This is a genomic window from Myxococcales bacterium (genome assembly GCA_016706225.1).
GTDB lineage: Bacteria > Myxococcota_A > Polyangia > Polyangiales > Polyangiaceae > JADJKB01.
In genome coordinates, this window is sequence record JADJKB010000005.1 from 429,878 (window position 1) to 449,648 (window position 19,771).

At 66.5% G+C, this 19,771-nt stretch carries 15 protein-coding genes and 1 pseudogene; 11 read left to right on the top strand and 5 right to left on the bottom strand.

Translation table 11 applies throughout. The features are described from left to right. Positions 1 to 94: 94 nt before the first annotated feature. Positions 95 to 748: an MBL fold metallo-hydrolase gene (locus IPI67_09675; GenBank protein MBK7580461.1), complete on the bottom strand. Its 654-nt coding sequence runs from the start codon at positions 746 to 748 to the stop codon at positions 95 to 97. A gap of 11 nt (positions 749 to 759) precedes the next feature. Between IPI67_09675 and IPI67_09680 the strand changes: the two genes are divergently transcribed. Beyond that, entirely contained in the window at positions 760 to 1,263 is a 504-nt protein-coding gene (locus IPI67_09680; protein MBK7580462.1) for a gamma-glutamylcyclotransferase, read from the top strand. 78 nt (positions 1,264 to 1,341) lie between these two features. Continuing rightward, positions 1,342 to 2,628 carry a protein kinase gene (locus IPI67_09685; GenBank protein ID MBK7580463.1) on the top strand — a complete coding sequence of 429 codons (1,287 nt, stop codon included), beginning with the start codon at positions 1,342 to 1,344 and terminating at the stop codon, positions 2,626 to 2,628. Here the strand turns inward: IPI67_09685 and IPI67_09690 are convergent. After that, positions 2,583 to 3,250 (bottom strand): annotated as a pseudogene (locus IPI67_09690) (class I SAM-dependent methyltransferase). The gene IPI67_09685 and the pseudogene IPI67_09690 sit on opposite strands and share 46 nt — an antisense overlap. Before the next feature lie 137 nt (positions 3,251 to 3,387). On the opposite strand from IPI67_09690, the gene IPI67_09695 reads away from it, so the two are divergent. The 7 genes from IPI67_09695 (at position 3,388) to IPI67_09725 (ending at position 14,769) form a co-directional block, all read left to right on the top strand. Continuing rightward, on the top strand, positions 3,388 to 4,233 hold the full coding sequence (locus IPI67_09695) for a fibro-slime domain-containing protein (protein MBK7580464.1): 846 nt from the start codon (positions 3,388 to 3,390) through the stop codon (positions 4,231 to 4,233). A 58-nt stretch (positions 4,234 to 4,291) separates the two neighbouring features. After that, positions 4,292 to 5,377 (top strand): ferritin-like domain-containing protein, encoded by a 1,086-nt coding sequence (locus tag IPI67_09700; GenBank protein ID MBK7580465.1) that lies wholly within the window; start codon positions 4,292 to 4,294, stop codon positions 5,375 to 5,377. Positions 5,378 to 5,400: 23 nt separating this feature from the next. Continuing rightward, positions 5,401 to 7,251 (top strand): VCBS repeat-containing protein, encoded by a 1,851-nt coding sequence (locus IPI67_09705; GenBank protein ID MBK7580466.1) that lies wholly within the window; start codon positions 5,401 to 5,403, stop codon positions 7,249 to 7,251. A gap of 18 nt (positions 7,252 to 7,269) precedes the next feature. Beyond that, entirely contained in the window at positions 7,270 to 9,624 is a 2,355-nt protein-coding gene (locus tag IPI67_09710) for a hypothetical protein (protein MBK7580467.1), read from the top strand. A gap of 73 nt (positions 9,625 to 9,697) precedes the next feature. After that, a complete protein-coding gene (locus IPI67_09715) occupies positions 9,698 to 12,052 on the top strand; it encodes a hypothetical protein (protein MBK7580468.1) in 2,355 nt (784 codons plus the stop codon). Positions 12,053 to 12,092: 40 nt separating this feature from the next. Beyond that, positions 12,093 to 13,883 carry a protein kinase gene (locus IPI67_09720; protein ID MBK7580469.1) on the top strand — a complete coding sequence of 597 codons (1,791 nt, stop codon included), beginning with the start codon at positions 12,093 to 12,095 and terminating at the stop codon, positions 13,881 to 13,883. Position 13,884: 1 nt separating this feature from the next. Next, positions 13,885 to 14,769 carry a hypothetical protein gene (locus IPI67_09725; GenBank protein MBK7580470.1) on the top strand — a complete coding sequence of 295 codons (885 nt, stop codon included), beginning with the start codon at positions 13,885 to 13,887 and terminating at the stop codon, positions 14,767 to 14,769. Positions 14,770 to 14,775: 6 nt separating this feature from the next. On the opposite strand, the gene IPI67_09730 is transcribed toward IPI67_09725, so the two are convergent. The 3 genes from IPI67_09730 to IPI67_09740 all read right to left on the bottom strand — a co-directional run bounded on the left by IPI67_09730 (position 14,776) and on the right by IPI67_09740 (position 16,530). After that, entirely contained in the window at positions 14,776 to 15,393 is a 618-nt protein-coding gene (locus IPI67_09730; GenBank protein ID MBK7580471.1) for a hypothetical protein, read from the bottom strand. 92 nt (positions 15,394 to 15,485) lie between these two features. Further along, a complete protein-coding gene (locus IPI67_09735) occupies positions 15,486 to 15,770 on the bottom strand; it encodes an arsenate reductase (glutaredoxin) (protein MBK7580472.1) in 285 nt (94 codons plus the stop codon). Between the two features lie 148 nt (positions 15,771 to 15,918). Continuing rightward, the gene (locus IPI67_09740) at positions 15,919 to 16,530 is read right to left on the bottom strand and encodes a 1-acyl-sn-glycerol-3-phosphate acyltransferase (GenBank protein MBK7580473.1); all 612 of its coding nucleotides are present in this window, start codon (positions 16,528 to 16,530) and stop codon (positions 15,919 to 15,921) included. A 204-nt stretch (positions 16,531 to 16,734) separates the two neighbouring features. On the opposite strand from IPI67_09740, the gene IPI67_09745 reads away from it, so the two are divergent. Further along, positions 16,735 to 19,431 carry an Ig-like domain-containing protein gene (locus tag IPI67_09745; protein ID MBK7580474.1) on the top strand — a complete coding sequence of 899 codons (2,697 nt, stop codon included), beginning with the start codon at positions 16,735 to 16,737 and terminating at the stop codon, positions 19,429 to 19,431. Beyond that, entirely contained in the window at positions 19,428 to 19,760 is a 333-nt protein-coding gene (locus IPI67_09750; protein MBK7580475.1) for a Rieske 2Fe-2S domain-containing protein, read from the top strand. Before IPI67_09745 ends, IPI67_09750 begins: the two co-directional genes overlap by 4 nt. The last annotated feature ends 11 nt before the right edge of the window (positions 19,761 to 19,771 follow it).

Consider the following 19,771-nt stretch of genomic DNA (forward strand, 5'->3'; position numbering starts at 1 on the left):
CGGCTCTCGCTGATATGGCGCGACGAGACCACGCTCGGGCCCGCCGCCCGCGCGCTCAGAGACGAGATGCTCGAGCTGGCCAGCGAGCGGCGAGTCAGCGCAGCCGTGCGGCCAAAGCCCGCAGCCTCGCGCCGGCGTTCACAATCGGCGCGCCGTGGCCGCTGAAGGCCCGCTCCGGCGAGTGTTCGGCCAGCTCGCGGATGGTGTCGCGCGAACGTGCCGGGTCGGCGGTCATGACGCGCGGCACCTCCTGACAGTGCGGTCCGCTGGAGAAGGCGTCGCCGGCGATCAGCGCGTCGCCGACCAGGAGAGAGATGTGTCCGGGAGTGTGCACCACCTGAGCGCCGTCCAGCTGCTCGCCGTGCCTGACCCAGCGCAGCGCTTCCGGTCGGCGCGCGCGGCCGGACAACGCCACCACCGCGCGCTTGACCCAGCCAAACCCCGCCGGCAGCACTCCGTCGAAGTACGCAGCCTCGTCCTGGTGGGCGACCACCTCCGCCCCGCTGCGCTGCTGAAGCTTCCAAGCTCCACCCGCGTGGTCCCCGTCTGCGTGAGTCAGGATGATGCGCTGGAGCTCCGTTGGCCCGAGGCCCGCACCTGCGAGCGCACGCAGGATGCGCGGCACGTCCGCCGCCGTGCCGGTGTCCACCAGCGTCGGGACGTCACCCAAGATCAGCTGGCAGCGGGCGAAGCGAAGCGGGATGTCCACGATCTTCGCGCCCCCGGCCATGCGGGAAGGGTACTGCATGTTCTCGGCTCGTGCGCGACAGGCATGGCTCCCAATTGCCGCCCGCACAGGCCTACACTCCGGGCGAAGTGGCCCGCTATTTTGCCTACGGCTCGAATCTGTCCACGGCTCGCCTGAACAGACGTGTGCAGGGGGCGACGCCCATCGGCAGCGGCGCGCTCGCGGAGCATCGGCTGGTCTTCAACAAGCGAGGCAAGGACGGCTCCGCCAAGGCGAACATCGAGGTCGCTCCCGGTGAGCAGGTGTGGGGCGTCGTCTACGAGCTGCCGGCTGGTGGTCTCTCGACGCTCGACGAATACGAGGGTGGCTACCGACGCATTGCGGTGACGGTCGCGATGTCGGATGGCGGCTCCTGCGCGTGCCAAACTTACCTCTCCGACCAGGTCCGGGAAGAGCTGAGCGTTCGCGACTCGTACGCGGAGCTCGTGGTCTCGGGCGCGGCGGAGCACGCCCTGCCCGAGGCATACCGGGCCGAGATCGAGCGCGCGGCGCGCCGCAGACGCACGCCGGACTGAGGAAGTAGCAACGGTCAGTCGTCGGCGGTCTTGGCTCTTCACTCTCACTTGGTCGCGGCCAGGCGTTATGCTCGCTCGGTGACAGAACCCGCACGGAACGAACTCTCCGCCATCGAGAGCACGATCTTCAAGCTCGGCACCGCGGACACCGTCGTCGACGCCGGTCAAGGCGGCGCGGTCGTGGATCCGGCGCTCGATGCGACGCAGCTGGCTCCGCGGCCGAGCGCAGGTGCGAGCTCGCCTCCCGCCGCGCCTGCGCCGCGGTCCGAGCGCTACGAACGCGGCGCGCTACTCGGCGAAGGGGGCATGGGCCGTGTCGAGCGGGCGAAGGATCGCGACCTCTTGCGCGACGTTGCCGTGAAGATGCTGCGACCCGACCGGGGCCGCGACACGAGCTTGCTGGAACAATTTCTGTGGGAAGCGCGGGTCACGGCCCACCTCGACCACCCGAACATCGTGCCGGTTCACGATCTCGGCGTGACGCCAGACGGTCTGCTGTTTTTCACCATGAAGCTCGTGCGCGGACGCACACTGTCCGACCAGCTGGCGAGCGCGAGGGACGAGCCGCAACACGATTCGGCGCAGAGCCTGCGGCGCCGGCTGCGTGTGTTCATCGCGCTGTGTAACGCGGTCTCGTTCGCCCACGCCCAGGGTGTGTTGCACCGGGACCTCAAGCCGGACAACGTCATGCTCGCGGAGCACGGCGAGGTGCTCGTCACCGATTGGGGGCTCGCGCTGCCGCTGCCGGGGCCCGCCGGAGCCGCGCTGCGGCAAATGATGCCAGCCGATCTCGCCACGCGCAGCGCCGGCACTCCGCGCTACATGTCGCCGGAGCAGGTGAAAGGAGCTGCGCCGGACGCCCGCTCCGACGTCTACACGCTCGGCGTCATCCTCTACGAGCTCGTCGCGCTGCGACCGGCCTTCGACGGCCCGACCGTGCCTGCCATCTTGCTCGAGGTGACCGCGGGCAACTACCCGAAGCTCGCGACAGTCGCTCCGCAGGTCTCCGCCGGGTTGGCCGCGGTGACCGAGAAGGCCATGGCCCTCGACCCAGAAGCTCGTTACCCCGATGTGCGCAGGCTCCTGGAAGACGTCGAGACGCTGCTGGATGGACGCACTCCGACGGTCGAGCACGCCTCACTGGTCAGGCAGGCGGCGCGTTACTACATGGCGCACGATCCTGCGCTGGCTGAGCTGCGTGTGGTCGACATCGACCTGTGGGTTGCGGCGGGGTGGCTCGTGGGCATCGGCATGGGTGTGTTCTTCGCGGCCCACCTCGTGTGGTGGGCCCCCATCGTGCTCGGCGGCCTAGTGTCGATCTACCCAACCCGGCGCTGGCTCGCCAATCGCCGTCGCCGCGGGTAGACGTCGGGCCGAGTGCTGCGGGCGCCGGCGTTCACGCCGGTTTGTCGGCCACGAACCAGGCAAAGTCGCCCAGGAGCTCCTCGCTCACGCGCACCTCGAAGCCGGCCGTCGAGAGCGCCTCGGCGAACTGCTTCCGGTCGAAGCGATCGTGTTCTGGGTGATCGAGCAGACGGCGCCAGACCGGGTGCAGGATGAATTTCGCCAGCACCTCCTCCGCGAAGAAGCGTCCTCCGGGCTTGAGCACTCGGAAGATCTCGCTCAGCGCGTCCCGCCAGGCCGGCACGTGATGGATGATCCCGAAGTCGAACACGGCGTCGTAGCTGGCGTCGTCTGCGCGAATTTGCGTGACGCTCCCCTGCCACAGTTGGACCCGACTACCCCGTTGCGAAAGCCGCGTGCGCGCGAGCTCGACCATGCGCTCGTCGAGGTCGAAGGCGTCGACCTTCGCTGCGCCGAAATCGTCGAGCAAGATCTCGACCCCGAAGCCGCGCCCGCAGCCGACCTCCAGCACCTGAGCCCCGCGCACACCGCCGCCCATGCGCTCGAGCTTCCGGGCCTCGTAGTGCCGCTGCAAGAGCGCGCGCACCGAGTTGTTCATCATCGCCTTCTCGAAGGCGTTCAGCAGCATGCGGCCGAGTCTACGACGGATCCCCGAGCAGGGCAGGTGTGTGCGGCTGTGTGCCGCGGCGCTCGGCAGGTTTGCCGCCCAGAGGGGGGCGTGGTTCAATCCCCTTGCTGTCTCTTCACGCCGAGGTACCGATGCCGTCGTCAGTCAGAGTCTGCAGTTTGTGCGCCGTGCTCCTGTTGACGGGCTGTGGCGGGAGCGATGACGGCGGTACCGTCGGCGGCACGGGTGGCGTCGGCAACGGAGGCAGCGGCGGGGGTGGAGCAGGCGGCGCGGGGGGCAGCCTGAATCTCGGCGGCGGCACCAGCGGCGGGGCCGGTGGCGCGGCCGGTGGAGGTGTGGGCGGCAGCGCCGCGGGCTGCGGCCTCAAGCTCACTGGCACGGTTCGCGACTTTCAAGAGAGCCACCCGGACTTCGAGTCGTTCACCGGTAACGGCGAGAAGGGCATCGTCCAGAACGCGCTCGGCTCGGACGACAAACCCGTCTACGTCGACGGACCGCATCAGTTCACGACCACCAAAGCCAACTTCGACCAGTGGTACCGAGACGTGCCGGGGACGAACCAGACTTTTCCGTTTGCGTTCAGCCTGATCAAGAACGGCAACGTCTACACCTACGACAACGGGCAGTTCTTCCCGATCGACGGCCAGGGTTTCGGCGACGAAGGCAACTCGCACAATTACCACTTCACCTTCGAGCTCCACACCGAGTTCCTCTACAAGGGCGGCGAGGTCTTCACGTTCACGGGCGATGACGACCTGTGGACGTTCATCAACGGGCAGCTCGCCATCGACCTCGGCGGTCTGCATCCATCGCAGAACGGCAGTGTGGATCTGGACGCGAGCGCCGGGACCCTCGGGCTGGAGAAAGGCAAGGCGTACGCCCTCGACGTGTTCCAGGCCGAGCGCCACACCGACGAGTCGCACTTCCGCATCGACACCAGCCTCGAGTTCACCAACTGCGGCCAGCCGCCGAAGTGACGACGATGGTCGACTGCAGCGCGAAGTTCACCGGGCTGGGAGGCCCCTGAGAGCAGCCATGCAATACACCCAGCGAAATCCCGTTCCGATGCCCGAGTCCGGCGCGTACTCCAGCGTGAAGGCCACCATCGACACGGTCTTCGATTGGCAATACGCGCTCGAAGACCAGAAGCTGATGGCGCTCTACGAGAAGGGCAAGACCGCGACCTGGAACGCCTCGGACATCGACTGGACCCAAGAGGTCGACATTGCCAAGCTCGCCACCGAGACGCGCGCCGACCTGTTCATGAACAGCCTGATGGCGCCGCCCAAGCCGTTCACGCTCGAGACCGCCATCGAGTTCCGGCTGCACATGAACGCCTTCATGCTGTCGCAGTTTCTCCACGGCGAGCAGGGGGCGCTGATCGCCACGGCCAAGATTGTGCAGACCGTGCCCTGGGAAGAAGCCAAGTTCTACGCCGCCAATCAGGTCGCCGACGAAGCCCGACACGTCGAGGTCTACCACCGCTACCTGACCGAAAAGCTCGGCCTGTCGTACCCCGTGCATCCGAGCCTCGGGGAGCTGCTCGACTCCGTCGTCAGTGACTCGCGCTGGGACGTCACCTATCTCGGCATGCAGATCTTGGTCGAGGGGCTGGCGCTCGCTGCGTTCGGCACCATGCGCCTGGTCAACCAGAACGAGCCGCTGATCCAGGACATCACCGATCGCATCATGCAAGACGAAGCTCGCCACGTGGCGTTCGGCGTGATCTCGCTCCAGAAGCTGTATCACGGTGGGTTGACCTCCCAGGAGCTGCGCGAACGCGAAGACTTCGTGATCGAGGCGACCTACCTGCTCCGGGATCGGCTGCTCGGGACGCCGGTGTTCGACCGCCTCGGTTGGGACAAGAGCATCTGGGTGCCCTGGATGATGGAAACCCCATTCCAGCAGGGCTTCCGTCAGATGATGTTCAGCAAGATCGTGCCGAACCTGAACCGTCTCGGATTGCTCACGCCGCGGGTGCGCGAGGCCTTCGACAAACTCGGCATCTTGCGCTTCGAGCACGACAAAGACTCGGTGGAGGAGCCAGGCGTCGCGCCGCCCGAGGAGCTGGTGCAGATGATGATGCAGTACATGGCGGAGCGGGTGCCGACGGCGGAATAACTCGAAATGAGCGGGAGGCGAACATGAGCCAAGAACGACGGCGCGGATTGCAGGGCGTTGCGGCGGTCGCACTGATCGCGGGCGGAGCGCTGATGAACGCCTGTGGCGGCGGCGACTCGAACGACAAACCGGGGACGGGCGGCAGCTCGGGCGGTGGCAGTGGTGGCTCCGGCAACGGCAGCAGCGGCGGCAACGGCGGCAGCGGCAACGGCGGCTCCGGGGGTGGCGGCGGCTCCGGCAATACGGGCGGCGCGACCAACCCGACCTGCGAGAAAGGCACGAGCGCCGGACCCGTACAGGCGCCGACGTTCTGGAAGAACCTGAAGGGTGAGACCAGCTGGTTTGCTTCGCCCATCGTGATGGACCTGGACAAAGACGGGAAGAACGAGCTGATCTCTGCCTACTACTCGCTGTTCGTCTTCGACAGTCAGGGGAACCTGCTGTCGAGTGCGAAGGACGGCGGCGGGCGCGTCTATGCCCCGCACGTGGTGGCCGACCTCGATGGCGACGGCGTCATGGAGATCGTCGCCGGCAACGACAACGAGGTGCTCGCTTACGAGTGGAAGGGGGGCAAGCTCGTGATGAAGGCAGGGTGGCCCGTGGACACCACGACCGCGGGCAACGCGCCGGAGGTGCGTGGTTTGGCGGCCGGCGACCTGAACGGTGACGGCAAGATCGAGATCGTAGCGACGACCACCCAGACCGCGAGCACGGAGAAGGGCGGAGCGCAGGTGTTCGTCTTCTCGGCTGACGGAAAGCTCTACCAACCGAGCGGAATTTCGTATCAGGCCTGGCCCCGCTACAACAACAAGGCTGGCGCGGGGAACGACGCCGATCGCAACGGGGAAGGCCACCACGGCTACGGCTGCTATGGGTTGAACGTCGGCATCGGCAACATCGACGACGATCCCGAGCTCGAGATCCTGGCGACCTACGACAACCACCACATCCAGGCCTTCGATCACGACGGCGTGGCGATCGATTCGGCGCCCTGGTTCACGAATCGCCAGACCCAGTACGCTGGAAAGCGCCTGACCTGGGGGCAGTTCATCCGCTGGGCCGATCCCAAGGTCGAGTCGGACCACTATCACGATCACACCGGCGAGTGGCCGAACCCCAGCTGGACGGAGTGGCTGCAGTGGACGGCGTCGCCGCCCAACGTCGTGGACCTCGACCAGGACGGCAAGAACGAGGTGCTCGGCGTGCCGAACGTCGAGCTGCACGATCCGTACGTGACTCAGGCCTACGCCATCACCGTGCTCGAGGGCAGCCACGGCGACGGCTCGCGTTCGGCGATGCGCAAGGCGGGTTGGGAGACCCTGCCGCGGGGTGGCGCGCCGATCGAGGTCAGCGGCTACTACCCGCCCGGCGGCATCCCGGCGGCGGCGACCGTGAACCTGCAGGGCGACGCCAAACCCGAGGTGATCGTGTCGCTGAACGACGGCAACATGTACGCCTTCGACGCCGGCGGCACTCAGCTCTGGAAGTTCAACTACCTGTTCGGCAAGAAGATCATGTTCGCGTCGGAGCCGATCATCGCCGACTTGAACCAGGATGGCTCGCCAGAAGTGCTCTTCTCGACCTTCGGTGATCCGGACACGACGGACTCCGGACACCTGGTAATCCTGGCTCAGGACGGCTCACTCCTGCACGACGTGCCGCTGCCGAACCCCGGACACAACGGCAACGGAAACGGCGCACCCGCCGCTCCGGCGGTCGGAGATCTGGATGGCGACGGCGTGCTCGAGGTCTTCGTTCAGACCTTCGAACACGGCATGGATGTGTTCAAGGTGCCGGGTTCGGCCAATAACTGCCTGCTCTGGCCCTCGGCCCGCGGCGGGCCGCTGCGCATGGGGCAGCCCAACGGTTCCTGAATCACGCCATCTCGCACCATGACATCGAGCAAATACATCCTCCGCGTCTGCCTCATTTTCGGCCTGCTCGCCGTGCTCTCCTGCTCGCTCATCGGCTCGGATGTCGAACACTTCAGCGAGGGCGGCGGAAAGAACAAATGCCCGAACGGGCTGCTGAGCTGCGGCGGTCAGTGTGTCGATTCACTGAGCAGTCCCGCCAACTGCGGAGCATGCGGCAAGGTGTGCGCGACCGGACAGGTCTGTGACAACGGTGCGTGCTCCGGCAGTTGTTCGTCCGCCAAGACCAACTGCGACTCAGCCTGTGTCGATCTCACCAAAGATCCCCTGCACTGCGGCGACTGCGCGCTCGCCTGCAACGCCGGAGAGACCTGCGCCAGCGGCACCTGCAGTCTGGAGTGTTTCCCCGGTCAGACGGCCTGCAGCTCGTCCTGCGTCGACCTCGAGACCGACGACCAGCACTGCGGCAAGTGCGGCAACAACTGCGCGACGGGTCAGGCCTGCAAGGCGGGCAGCTGCGCTACGAGCTGCTCCGGCAGCCAGACCGAGTGCGCGGGTGTGTGTGTCGACCCCGCCACGAACCAGAACCACTGCGGAGGCTGTGGCAAGGCCTGCAAGGTGGGCGAGGCCTGCAGCGACAGCCAGTGCAAGATTGCGTGTCCCGGCGGGCAGAGTGAGTGCAACGGTTTGTGCGAAGACCTGCAGACCGACGACAAGAACTGCGGCGCTTGCGCCAACGCTTGCGGGGCGGGGGACGCCTGCGCGAACGGGCAGTGCACCTCGACCTGTCCCACGGGGCTGACGAACTGCAGCGGTTCATGCGCCGATCTGAGCACCGACAGTGCGCACTGCGGGGCCTGTGGCACGGTGTGTTCGGCGACCGAGGAGTGCGTCGCCGCGAAATGCGTCACGGCCTGCAAGACCCAGCTCAATCAGGCGATCACCGACCCTTGGGGGTACTCGTGGGACGGGCTCGAGCGCGCTTCGGCGAATTTCACTGCGGCGAATCAGACGTGCACCGGCCTTGGCGCGCGGCTGCCCACCGCCAGTGAGCTGTACCGTGTCAGCGCGACGCAGTCGGCCACGGTCGGCCAGACCATCCACAACAACTACCTCTGGTCCGTCTCGCCGGACGGCGGCACGAGCCAGGTGAGGGTACGCCTGAGCGACGCCAGCACGTCGACCACGAGCAAGACGGGCAGCCTGAACTACCGTTGTGTGTGCCCGCCGCCGTTGCCCGCGGCGTTTGCCGGCAAGAGTTGTTACGGCCCGGCCGCCCAGGGTTGTTTCGGCCTGGACGCCGAGAACAAGAAGCTGAACGTCGATCTGTCGGATCGGCCGCCGCTGCCCAAGGGCACGGCCATCTGGGAGTGCGGTTTCTACGGCGGACATCTGGCGCCGCCGCTCAAGCTCGTCGAGGCGGTGCTGCAGGGTATTGGCACCGGCAGCAACAACTACCTCCACACCGCCGACGACGTGCGCAACGACTCGGATCTGATCCTGCGCTGGACGGATCCGAAGACCTTCTCTCTCGCCGCCGCCGTCAACACCGGCAGCACGGCCAACCTGCGCCCGTTCCGCTGCATGGGGTCGAGCGAAGGCGGCACCCATCCGACCACCATCCCGAGTGAGTGGGTCCCAGCGACCGGTGGTGCAAAGGGTGAGACGAAGGACAACACGGCTAGCACGTGGGCGCTGGCGGTGAGCACGTGTTACGGGCGCGGCGGACACATTCCGACCACCGCGGAGCTCGCCGAGCAAGTTGGCAAGGGGCTGCCCGGAGGCTCCAATCAGTATCTCTGGGGAGCCGACACCAGCAGCATCGTGCTCAGCATCTCGTCGTTGTCGGTCCTGCGCTGGACGGGGACGACGACGCCGACCTACACCAGCGGACCCGATCTATCCGCATTATCGAAGACCACGAGTCAGCTCTTCCGGTGTTTGTACTACCCGGTCGATACGACCTATTCGGGCCCGCCATCCTCCGCGTGCGCTGGAGGCTGCAAGGAGATCGCGCTACCGGGCGGGTCCGGCGCCAAGCTGTGGTTCGATAGCTTCGACCGCGCGCCCTCTGCCAACCTGCAGACGGCCATCGACACCTGTCGCAAACAGGGAGGTCACCTGGGCTCGACGCGTGACTTCGTAGAAGCCATCCGGGCAGGCCTACCCAACGGGTCCGCGGCCTTCGTCTGGACCGGGGACTTCTCCATGTTCCTGGCGAGCCCCTTCGGCGGTACCTACGTGCTCCGGTCCGGAACCGTGAAATGGACGGGCACCGATCCGGCGTTCGCGGATACCTTTGGCAGCTCGTCGTCGACGGCAGACCCATCGGCGTCGTTGCCCTACCGCTGCATGTGGACGAACGAGGGCCGCTGAGCACTCTCTGGCCCGAGACCGGTGCTATCCTCGTTGTGTCCCGATGAGTGCGTCTTCCAGGACTGCGGCGGCTGTGTTTTGGCGAGGCTTCAAGCTCGCCGCACTGGTGTGGGTCGCCGCTTGCTCGGTGGTCGGTTCCTCCCTCGACCACTTCTCGGAAGGCGGCAGCGGCGGCAAGACCGGATGCGCCGCCGGTCAGACCGCCTGTGGAGACACCTGTGTCGTCACCGCAACCAATCCCGATCACTGTGGCGCTTGTGACAGCGTCTGCTCGACCGCAGAAGTGTGTGACAACGGCGCTTGTGCGGCCTCTTGCTCGGGGGGCCGCACGGCCTGTGACCGCGCGTGCGTCGACACGGCCTCGGACCCCGCACACTGCGGCGATTGCAAGACCTTCTGCTCCCAGGCCGAGTCCTGCTCCGCAGGCAAGTGTACCTCTGCCTGCGCCGCCGGTCAGACGCAGTGTGGCGCGTCTTGCGTTGATGTGAAGGCCAGCGACCAGCACTGCGGAGCCTGCGGACAGAACTGCGGTTCCGGCAAGAAGTGTCAGGCAGGAACCTGTGTCGCCTCGTGCGCCGCCAGCGAGACGTTGTGTGATGGCGCCTGCGTCGACACTCAGGCGAACCAGAACCACTGCGGCAAATGCGGCGTCGCGTGTGAGGTCGGCATGGCGTGCAGCCAGGGGCAGTGCAAGATCGCCTGTCCCGGTGGCCAGACCGAGTGCAGCGGACTGTGCGAAGACCTGCAGAACGACGACAAGAACTGCGGCGCTTGCGCCAACGCCTGCAAGAGCGGGGAGGCCTGCGGCAACGGTCAGTGCGCGCTCAATTGTCCGACCGGACAGACGAACTGCAGCGGCTCGTGTGCCGATCTCACCAGCGACTCCAACAACTGCGGAGCCTGCGGCACTCTGTGCGGGGCGAACGAGGAGTGCAGTGCGGGCAAATGTGTGATCGCGTGCAAGACGCTGCTCAACCAGGCGGTCACGGATCCCTGGGGTTTTTCCTGGGATGGGCTCGAGCGTGCAGCGGCCAGCTTCGCCAGCGCCAAACAGACCTGTGAGGGCAACGGCGGTCGCCTGCCCACCGCCAGCGAACTGTACCGGGTTGCCGCGACCCAGACGGCGACGGTCGGGCAGACCATCCACACGAACTATCTGTGGTCCCTGGTGCCTTACAACGCCACCAATCACGTGCGGGTGCGGCTGAGCGACGCAAACACGACCACTGCGACCGACACCGGCAGCCTGAACTATCGCTGCGTCTGCCCGCCTCCGCTCCCCAAGGCCTATGTCGGGGGCAACTGCAACGGCCCCGTAGGCAAGGCCTGTTACGCCCTCGACAGCGACGGCAAGCGCTACAACGTGGACCTCGCGGACCGCGCGCCGCTGTCCAAAGCTGGCGCGCTCTGGGAGTGCGCGTTCTACCGTGGGCATCTCGCGCGCCCTCTGCAGCTAGCCGAGGCAATTCAGCAGGGCATCGGGCAGGGCAGCAACTCCTGGCTCCACACCTCGGACGAGGTTCACTACAGCAACACGGCGCTGGTGAGCTGGAAAGACTTCACGACCTGGACGTTTCAGTACATCGGGAGCGCAAACGCACTGAGCTGGGGGGCAACCACGGATTATCGCCCGTTCCGTTGTGCGGGTGTCAACTACGACGCAGGCACCCATCCGGCGACCATCGCCGACGAGTTCGTGCCGCCGCTCGGCGGCTACAAGAGTGAGACCAAGGACTACCCGACGCTCGCCACCTGGGTCGACGCGCACGACACGTGTTTTTCTCGCGGCGGCCACCTGCCCACCTCGGGGGAGCTCGCGGAGCTGATCCAGCAGGGGTTGCCCGGCGGCAGCGGCGCCTGGCTCTGGACCTCGGATCAGGAGGGCTGGAACGGGAGCGGCTTCCTGGTCGCGACCAAGCGCTGGACCGCCACCGAGCCAACCCACGCTCACACCTATCCCACGGATCTATCGTGGGACTACCGACACCTCACGCACCTCTTCCGTTGTGTGTACTACCCGGTGGACACGACCTACACGGGACCCGCGGCCACCACCTGCGCCGGGGGGTGTTTCAGCGTCTCACCCGGGAGCAGCGGCGCGAAGATGTGGTTCGACAGCTTCGATCGCGCGCCGCCGTCGAAGGTGGTCGACGCCATCAACACCTGCCGCAACGCCGGGGGTCGCTTGCCCACGGAGAGGGATCTGACCGAGGCCATTCGCCAAGGGCTGCCCAACGGTTCGATCGGCTCAATCCTGACCAGTGACACGGAAATTGGTGACGGCGCGCAGAGCGGCCTGCTGGTCGGTGTCGTCAAGTGGTCGGGGACCGATAAGGCTTTCACCGACCAGTACGCCACCTACAGCAGCTGGGGTTGGCCCTACAACGCGCTGCCTTATCGCTGTATGTGGACGAACGAGCTGCGCTGACCACCCGCCGGAAGCTATCATCATGCAGCATGGACCGCCGATGACAGAGGGACCCGGACCTGGCGCCGGAGCCGGAACCGAGCGGCGGCTCGGTCGCTACGCGATCTTCGACGAGATCGCGTCGGGCGGAATGGCCACAGTGCACCTGGGCCGCATGCTCGGCCCCGTCGGATTCTCGAAGACCGTCGCCATCAAGTGCCTGCACCCACACCTGGCGCGCGATCCGGATTTCGTCAGCATGTTCCTCGATGAGGCGCGCCTGGCGGCCCGCATCCAACACCCCAACGTCGTTGCCACCCTCGACGTGGTCACGGCAGAGGGTGAGGTCTTCCTGGTGCTGGACTACCTGCAAGGGGAGAGTTTTTCGCACTTGCTCAAGGCCACTCGCATCAAGGGTGTTCCGGTTGCCCCGCGGGTTCTCGCCAGCGTGCTCGTCAACACCCTGCATGGACTTCACGCCGCCCACGAGGCCACCGACGAGCACGGACGGCCTCTCGGGATCGTGCACCGCGACGTCTCCCCGCAGAACATCCTGGTCGGTGTGGACGGCGTCGCCCGTGTGCTCGACTTCGGTGTTGCGAAGGCCGCGGGCCGCCTGCAGAACACCCGGGACGGTCAGCTCAAAGGCAAGCTGGCGTACATGGCGCCGGAGCAGATCCGAGGGGACCCGGTCGATCGACGCACCGACATCTACGCCGCCGCCGCGGTCTTCTGGGAGGGCCTGGCCGGGCGGCGTCTGATCCACGGGTTGAACGAGGGGCAGGTCTTGGCGGCGGTGCTGGCCGGCAACTTCCCACCGCCCTCGTCGATTCACCCTGGCACACCGCCGGAGGTGGATGCGCTCGTCATGCGCGGGCTGGCCATGGATCCGAACCAGCGCTGGCCCACCGCTCGCGAGCTCGCGATCAGCATCGAGCAGGCGGTGGGTGTGGCGTCGCCCTACGAGGTCGCCGAGTGGGTGCAGTCCGTCAGCGCGGAGACGCTGGCGATCCGCGCGGCGCGCGTGCGCGAGATGGAGAGCACGAGCGCCGTGCGCGTCTCGCTGCACGAGGCGTCCGGACCGCAGATCTTCCACGATCCACCCCGCTTCGACGCCTCCCGCTCGGGTGTCACCCAGTCCAGCGTCTCCTCACCCGGTCCGCCCGTGCCCCCGCCGGTTGGTATCGGCGAGAGCTCGGTGTCGTTCGCATTGCACCCCGATCTCATCCCCTCGGCCCCGGGTCACCCCCAGCCGTCGACCACCCGAGCTCCGCTCGAGGCGCCGCCCCTGTACTCGGGTCAGGCTGGTCTGCCACCCATGCAGGGCTACACAGCGCCCGCGGCGGCGGCCCCGCCATCCAAGCTGAAGGTGATCCTCGCATCGGTGTTGGTCTCGTTGGTGTTCGGGCTGTCGGTGATCATGCTGCTGTTCTGGGTGCGAGCGCGCACGCGCCCCGTCGAGTCGGGCATCGAGGGTGATCCAGTGAACCCGACGACGGGGACGAATGCGACTGCGACACCGAGCCCGGAGCCGCCCAGGCCCGCGCCGGCCGCCGTAGAGTCCGCCGCTACTCCCGACGGCGTGCCCATCGTCGACATCCCGACGGCCAAGGCCGACGAACCTGGCCACAAGCAGCCCGCGGCGCCGCCCAATAAATCCGACGACAAACCCGTGGCTGACAAACCCCGCACCGACAAACCTTCCGCGGACAAACCCGTGGCCGACTCGCCGAAACCGAACGTGACGACCAAACCGCCCACGACCCCCACGGCCAAGCCCCCGAAGGGCTGTGATTCACCGTTCTACGTCGATTCGGCCGGAATCAAGCACATCAAACCGGAGTGCATGTGAGATGACGACTGCTTGGGATCTTCGACTGGTCGGGCTGGCGACGCTGGCCGCGCTAGCCGGCGTTTGTGTCGCGCCCGCGGCCGCGGCGGGCAAGAAGGAGTGTGCAGTGGCCTACGTCGAGGCCCAAAAACTCAAAGCGGAGAGCTCCTTCGTCAAGTCCCGCGAACAGCTGATCTTGTGCGCGAAGGACGAGTGTCTGGCGGCGGTCAAGAAAGACTGCGTGGCGTGGCTCGACGAGGTGAACGCCTCGATTCCTTCGTTCGTGATCGAAGCCAAGGGTCCGGATGGCAAAGAGACCTTCGACGTGAAGGTCAGCGTCGACGGTGAGGTGGTCGCCGAGAAGCTCGACGTGAAGGCGATCGAGGTCGACCCCGGCACCCACAAGCTGGTGCTCGAGTACGCCGGCGAGGCGCCGGTCGAGCAGGAGTTGATTCTGCGGCAGGGTCAGAAGAACAAGGTCATCGAGGTCAGCTTCGCCAAGAAGACCGCGGCGAAACCCGATGCCGTTGCCGAGCCCGACCCAACGCCCGAGCCGGACCCCAAGCTCGACACGTCGAAGAAACCACCGACCCTGAGCTACGTGCTCGGCGGTGTCGGTCTGGTCGCGCTGGTGGGCACGACCTACTTCTGGCTCGGGGCAAGCAGCGCCGAGAAGGATCTCGAAGACAAGAAGTGTGAGCCGAACTGCGATCAGGCTGACGTCGACTCGATCAAGAGCAAGCGTTTGATCGGGGACATCGCCCTGGGCGTGGGCGCCGCCTGCATCGGCGCCGCTGCGTATCTGTGGCTGGCCCCGAAGAAGAGCAGCGCACCGAAAGAGGCTGCGGCGCTCGACGTGCGCGTCGGTCCGGGCGGGGCCTGGGCCGGCTATTCCGGGAGCTTCTAGGCTCGATCAGTCGTCCGACAGCTCGAAGCCGTCGACGCGCACGAGCTCCACACCGAGCTCTCGGAGCGCGGGGCCGACCTTGCCTGGCAGGTTTCCCTCGACGTCATCCGCGTCGCCGTCGTTCAGACACTCACAGGCGGCATCCAGGATGGCGGCCGCGATGAAATCCGTCAGCGTCGGAGGGTCGTCGTCGTCGTCGTCGTCGTCGTCGTCGCCCTCTTCGATCTCGACCGCTTTGGCCACGAAGAGCCCGGGATCTACCACGCGCAGCGTCACCTCGATGCTTGCACTCGGTTCCTCTCCAGCGTCGTCATCGTCGTCGTCGTCATCGTCATCCGGCGAGATGGAGCCCTCCACTTCGAAGCCGGAGACCGCCGAGGTCGTGACGAAACAGATGTGGATCGGTGAATCGTCCTCGAAGAAGGGCGCGAGCGCGGCGGAGGACTCGGCCGTGAGTTGGTGACGCCCGGGCCCAAGCGTGGTGACCACCTGCTCGCCGTCCCAGAACACCGCCACCTCGCTGGTGTCGCAGCTCACTTGGTCCCCGGCCTCGATGGTTTCGCCGTCCCACCACCCGTAGAGCTCGTCGGAGTCGTCGTTGCTGCGTGTGATCAGGTTGGCCATGGCGGGAGGCTCGCAGGGCAGCGGCACGGGGCGCAACGGATTTCGCCGTCACGCCCAGGGCCAGCACACGCCGCCGCGCCGCCCGGCGGGGGTCAGAGCTCGAGCAGCGCTTCCGGCGGTCGGCCGACGACGGCCTTCTTGCCCTTCACGCCGATGGGTCGCTGCAGGAGCGTCGGGTGCTTGGCCATCAGTGCGATCAGCTGCGCCTCTGACTCCTTTCCAGTCAGGCCCGCAGTCTTGTACGCAGCGTCGTTCTTGCGCACGAGGTCAGCGGCTTTCATTCCGAGCAAACCGAGCACGCGCTCGAGCTCTGCCTTGCTCAACGGCTCCTCCGTGTACTCGCGGTACCGGAAGGCAATCTTCTTCTGCGTGAGCAAGGCGACCGCCTTGCGACAGGTGCTTCAAGTCTTCTTGCAGATGAGCTCCAGCATGGTCGCGCCCTCCTACCATGGAGGTCCGGCGCCGCGAAGACACGACGCTTCAGCTCCAGGCGAGGGTGGTGTCCTCCACCGCGCACGCCCTGCCTCACTCCCCCTCCTTCGTCTCCTCCCTCAACCGAATCGGCCCGAACTTCTCCGGGTGCCGCGCCGTCGGTTTCTTCTGCTCGTAAAACGCGCGAATCGCGTCCATGTCGGCGCGCACGTCGCCGGTCATCGTCAGCGCGGGACCGAAGCCGCCCTCCTTCTTGCCGTAGTCCAAGAAACCCGGGACGACCGGAACGCCCGCTTCCAGCGCGATCCGGTAGAAACCAGACTTCCAGTACTCGGTGCGGCCGCGAGTTCCCTCCGGTGGGATCGCCAGATAGAAGTCGTCGAGGCGCGCGAACTCCTCCGCCATCTGTCCCACCATGCCGTTCGCACGGGTGCGATCGACGGGCACCCCACCGACGCCTCGAATCAAGTAACCGATCGGTGGCTTGACCCAGGCGTCCTTGACCATCCACTTGATGGTCATGCCCACCGATTTCGCCAGCAGCACCAGGAGCAGGCCATCCATGTTGTCGGTGTGCGGTGTTGCCAGGCACACGGCGCGGCGCGGCTCGGGGATCTCGCCGACGAACCGCCAGCCGCCGAGCGCCCGGAGAGCGGCGCGGGCGCCGCGAGCCGAAAGGGAACTATGATCACCTCGGGTCGTCATGACGTCGATGCGGCTTACTCGATCGGCGCGCGGGCTTCACGCCTGTCCGTCAGCCGGCGGACCATGTGCGCCCATGGGCACGGCATAGCGACTCGTTGCTCGCCTCGCTCCAGAGTGCTAAGTGGGCGCCACTTTTCCGCCCGGGGCCGGGCAGAACGAGCGGACGGGCTCCCCCGCGGAGCGGTCGCTCTTGGAGAACGACCCGTGACCAGAGCCTACGCATTTTCGTTGGTGTTCATTTCGGCGAGCCTCGCCTTCTCCTGTGCCGAGAGCGACGGCGGTTCGGGTGGAGCGGGCGTGTGTGGTGACGGCAAGCTCACCGGCACCGAGCTTTGCGACGGGACCGACTTTGGCGGCCGAACCTGCGCCAGCGAAGGGTTCAAGTCCGGCTTGCTCATCTGCACGCCGACCTGCACCGTGGAGAAGGCGGGTTGCTGCAACGATCAGTGCGTCAACGTCGACGACACCTCGTGCGAGGGCAGCAAGCTGATGAAGTGTGCGCAGTCGGCGGGCGGCTGCCGGCTCTTGGTCGAGGCCGAGGACTGCGGGAAGGCAGGCAAGACCTGTGAGAGCTCCGGCGGCAGTGCGGTGTGCAAGAGCAGCAGCTGCCAGGATGCGTGTCCCACCATCAACAAGACGCAGTGCAACGGCACTGCCATCGAGTTCTGCGCGCAGGGCCCCGATGGGTGCAAACTCTGGGCACAGTCCAGCGATTGCGCCGACAAGAGCCAGGCGTGTGACGACTCGAGCGGCACGGCTGCTTGTTCGGGTACCTGTGTCGACCCGTGCAAGGTGGGTCAGGTGCAGTGCAGCGGAAACGTACTGCAAGAGTGCGGCACGATTGCTGGTGGCTGCCTGGGCTGGGTGACCAAGACCGATTGTGCGTCGTCGGGCGGCATCTGCGCGACCACCACGGGCACCGCAGCGTGTGAGTCCGGTTGTCCGGCCAAGTGCCAGAAGGACGGACTTCAGATCTGCATGAACAACTCGGTGCAGACCTGCAGCAAGGGCACCAACGGCTGCCTGGACTGGGTGAAGACCCAGGACTGCGGCAGTCTCTTGTGCAAGCTGGCCGCAGGCGGTACCGCCAAGTGCGAGGGGGTCTGCTCGACTCCCTGTCCGACCCTGTCAGCCAAACAGTGCAACGCCAACGTCGTCGAGGAGTGCCAGGCGGCGGCGGGCGGCTGCCAGGAGTGGAAGGTCACCCAAACCTGTCCGATCGGCCAGGCGTGTGATCCAACCGGCGGCGCGTTCACCTGCAAGACCGCTCCCCCGACCGGCGAAGACTGCGGTCACGTGATCGTCGTGCAGAAGGGCGCCAACACCATCAACTGGACGGCCAGCAAGAACGACTACCTGAGCACCACCCCGTCGTGCTCGTGGGCGGACGCCGACGGTCCCGACATCGTGCTCGTCTACCAGCCGACCTTCACGGGTACCGTCGACTTCACCTTCGAGAAACCGATCGACACTCGCTGGATGGCCGTCGTTGCCAGCGGGTCGTGCGGGAACCTGTCGTCGCAGCTTTCGTGCGTCTCGGAGTACAGCGACCCCTCCATGGGCGACAGCTTCTCCGTCACCGCCGGCACCACGTACTTCTTTTACGTCGCCGACACCAACAGCGGAACGGCGCCGCTGTCGAACCCGCTGAAGCTGCAGCTCACGGAGATCAACTGCAGCACCTTCAGCGCGGGTGCCGTGACCATGGTTCCGGCGAACGGCGCCACCACGAGCTCGCTCAAACAGAAGCTCCAGGTGACGTTCGAGACCGCCGTGAACACGACGGCCGGCAGCGTGAAGCTCACCGGCAACAAGGGCACGAACCTCACGTACAACGTCGCGACGGCGACCGAGGTCAGCTTCTCGACGGACGACAAGACCATGACCATCGAGGCCGCGGCACCATTCCCCGCGGGTGAGGTCATCAGCGTCAGCTGGACGGGCCTGAACGACGCCAAGTGCAGCAAGCCACTCAAGGCGGCAGCCTGGACGTTCACCGTGGTCACGCCGCCCTGCGCGCCCGGAACCGCCGGCATGGTCGGTTCCACGCTGACCAAGCTCCCGAGCGGCACCGGCTCGAGTTACCCGTCGGTGTACTACGTCGTCCCGGACAAGAACCCGACCGGCTTCGTGTACTTCGGCGGCTCCTCGGAGCTCTGGCGCATGCCAAAGGCGGGCGGCGCGGGCGTGGAAATCACCGCAACGGCCGGGCTCTCGTCGCCACATCTCGGCTACGACATGGTGGTCAACGGCAACGACATCTTCACCGTCGAGTCCAAGTCGACCGGCACCACCGGCTTCGTCTGGCGCATCTCCAAGGACGCGGGCCAGAGCTTCGGCATCACCGACTTCGCGACCTTCCCTTCGACCCCCCTCGACACGTTCGACTCGGCCAACCTGTACAAGGGCCGCATCTACATGGTGACGAACGAGTCCTCGTCGTCGAGTGATCCGACGCAGATCTGGTCGGTCGACGCCGCGGCGACCGCGCCAGCGACGGCCAAGCTCGAGGCGAGCGTCCCGGGTGAGGCGTACTGCATGGGCATCGCCGTCGACGATCAGAACTACTACCTGACCTGCGGCGACAACGACCGCCTGATCCGCGTGAACCGCACGACCTCGGCGGTCACCCTGCTCACCAATTCGCTCGATCTGTCGGCGACCCAGAACTACCTGCACGCCAAGGACACCACCGGCGACGGCATCGCGGACTACCTCTACTTCAAGGCCGCCGACGACATCGTGTACTTCACCTGCAACCCGGCCGGTGCGACTCCCTACAGCGACGTGCTCGCGTCGTATGGCAGTGGCTACGGCAGCTACGGGCTCGGTCTGGACGCCGCCGCCAACACGCTCTACGCCTGGGACGACGCGACTTACGATCTGGTCGTCATCAAGTGACCCGCGCCGTCGCACGGCTTCCCCTGGTCGAGCTCCGAGCCAAGGGGCTGTGTCGTGTCGAGTATCCGCCCTACGACGTATGTGTAGCTTTGGTGGAGGGCCAACCCTTTGCCATCGAGGACGGCTGCAACCACGCCGGCGCGAGCCTGTCCGAGGGGCATCAAGACGGGGAGACCATCACCTGCCCGATGCACGGCTACGTGTTCTCCTTGAAGACCGGCGAGCTCCTGGCGCCCCTGGGTTTGTGCGGAGATCAGCGGCGTTTTGCCTGCCGCGTCGAGGGGGACGAGGTGGTGATCGAGGACACCTTCGAGCTCGAGGTGCGCTGACGGGGCTTGCA